This is a genomic window from Microcoleus sp. (assembly GCF_049646505.1).
Lineage (GTDB): Bacteria > Cyanobacteriota > Cyanobacteriia > Cyanobacteriales > Microcoleaceae > Microcoleus.
The window spans coordinates 1-2,312 of the sequence record NZ_JBARVX010000536.1; the positions used below are offsets into that span (position 1 = coordinate 1).

Annotated in this window: 3 protein-coding genes; 1 reads left to right on the forward strand and 2 read right to left on the reverse strand. The window is 45.0% G+C overall.

Features of this window, described 5'->3' with window-relative positions; translation table 11 throughout:
* A partial coding sequence (locus WBA89_RS25360) for a class I SAM-dependent methyltransferase (RefSeq protein WP_424410318.1) occupies positions 1–485 on the forward strand: 485 nt, incomplete at its 5' end.
* A 115-nt stretch (positions 486–600) separates the two neighbouring features.
* Here WBA89_RS25360 and WBA89_RS25365 read toward each other — a convergent pair.
* Both WBA89_RS25365 and WBA89_RS25370 read right to left on the reverse strand, forming a co-directional pair.
* A complete protein-coding gene (locus WBA89_RS25365; protein WP_424410320.1) occupies positions 601–1,521 on the reverse strand; it encodes a hypothetical protein in 921 nt (306 codons plus the stop codon).
* Between the two features lie 29 nt (positions 1,522–1,550).
* Positions 1,551–2,312: diguanylate cyclase (locus WBA89_RS25370; protein ID WP_424410321.1), on the reverse strand; the 762-nt coding region annotated here is incomplete at its 5' end.

A 2,312-nucleotide genomic window follows, 5' to 3' on the forward strand; every position in this document is an offset into this window, starting at 1 on the left:
GAATCCGCCCTGCTTGGGAGTTGACTTGCATCGATATGTCGGCAAATATGCTGCAATTAGGACTGGAGAATGTGTCTGAGGCGAATGTGCGATCGCAAATTAATCTAGAATTAGTTGATGCTAAAGCTATGCCGTATCCAGACAGTTATTTTGATATGGTGATTTCTAACAGCATTATCCACCATTTGCCCGATCCGCTGCCGTTTTTGCGCGAAGTTCGGCGAGTCTTAAAACCGAATGGAGCAATATTTTTGCGGGATTTGTTCAGGCCTGAAGATGAAGCAATCAGGGATAATTTAGTTGAGATGTATGCGGGAGATTGCAACTCGCATCAAAAACAGTTATTCAGCGATTCGCTGCACGCGGCTTTTACTCTGGCTGAAATACAGACAATGATGGAAACTGCAGGATTGGAAGGTGTGAGGATTTATGAATCTTCGGACAGGCACTGGACGGCTGAGCGTGCTTGGTGCGAGACTTTGTAAACTGGGACGATCGGTTGCAAATATCTACTTTTGGGCAGGAAGAATTAGTATGATTGAACCGCGAAGACGCGAAGGACACGAAGGAAGAATAGGGAAGAAAAAGCCAGAATCAGCGTTAGGGTAATGGAATTATGCGGCGCATGAGGTTTCCCCTAATGTCTTCATCCAACCACTCAAGTGCATCGGGTTCCCAGTAGGCAGTTGCTAGTGGCAACCAACCAAAAAAAGAGCCAAGTCCACCGCAAATGGAGCATCCGCCGTCTCCGCCTCGGACTGTATGTTTGTCGCTAATTACCTCGCCATCGTAAGGATTTTGAGCGATGTGGAGTCCGAAAAGGTTGGGCTGCAAGTGGAGTTTCCAGTCGGCTGCCTTGTCAGTTGGGTAGCAATCGCTAGGATTTAAGTCTCCCCAGCGAAATAGAGTGGTACTTCCGGCACCGCAAGCATACTCCCATTCGTCGAAAGTTAGCAAGCGCAGTCCTTCAGTCGCCAATTCAGTCGCGAGTTCTTCATGCGTTTTGCTCGTAATTTGCCAAGCCTCAATCGAGCCATCCTCAGCACGATCGAATCCGTATCTATCGTTACATATCCTCCTCTGCCTGTCTGGAAACTCTTTTAATAAATTCTGGATTTTAAGTGACTCCGAACTAATTGCCTCAAGACCGATTTTTGTTGGTTTAGTTTCTACAAGCATCGGCGAAAATGTCACCTTTCGAGGAGGTGTAGTGACGCTTTGGACGTAAGAGTATATATCTCGATCGATCTCATACACCTCGGCAGTATCTTGAAATGATTCAATTTGCTCGTCTGTCGGGCGAAAGTTGCCGACTTCGCATCCAATTTGAACCTCACCCCCTGGCATCAGAGAAAATAAAGCTCCTCCATACTCGAAAATGGCAATAGAGAGTTCGCTGCCACCATCAGGGTAAAATCGCAAACCTTTAAAAATTACTGACTGTGGCAGATGTGCTGCTAATTCCTGTGAGTAGCGATTTTTTTTTTCGTCGCTCAAGTTTTGCCATTCCTGCAATTCCATAAGCCAAAAGTTCCTGAACTCAACCTCTTCTACTTATCTAATTTGATATTACCTAAAATTACTCGATCGCGCCCTCCGTCTTTAGCTTCATAAAGCGAACTGTCTGCTGCTGCAATCAAATCTTTTTTTGAAATCTCCGGTTGAGGCACCGTACTCGCCACTCCCAAACTCAGTGTAACACAAGCAGACAGCGGCGATTTAATATTTTCAATTTTAAGTTTTTTCACCCTGACTCGAATTTGCTCTGCAATCGTGACAGCCATTTCGGATGAAGTTCTAGGCAAAATTACCGCAAATTCTTCACCTCCGTAACGGGCCACCAGCGTCTCCCGCAAAACTTCCCCCGCTGAGAATTTTACCGCCTCAACAATAGTTTTGGCTACCTGTTGCAAACAAGCATCTCCCGCCTGATGTCCGTAAGTATCGTTGTATTTCTTGAAAAAGTCAATATCGCATAAAATTAAGGATATTTCTGCTGCTGCTTCTCCCAATCTTTGCCATTCTTTGTCTAAGTATTCATTAAAACAGCGTCGGTTTGCCACCTGAGTTAAACCATCTGAGTGAGCGAGACGGTACAATTCTAAATTAGCTGCTGTTAATTGAGAATTGGCTGCTTCTAACTCGGATTGCGTGACAGATAAATTGTAATAAAGTTCGCTAATATACCAAGTAGCTTGTTGGTGAATTTGAGATAAAGCTACTAATACTTGATGTACGTCTAACAGGCGGTAAACTTGAGGTTCTAACTGCACGACAATCGGCTCGTAAAGCTGTTCCGGCTGTCGCTGCAC

What these genes read in the sequence shown, in the direction of transcription:
- WBA89_RS25365 (WP_424410320.1), bottom strand. Translation starts at nt 1,521, where the DNA reads ATGGAATTGCAGGAATGGCAAAACTTGAGCGACGAAAAAAAAAATCGC.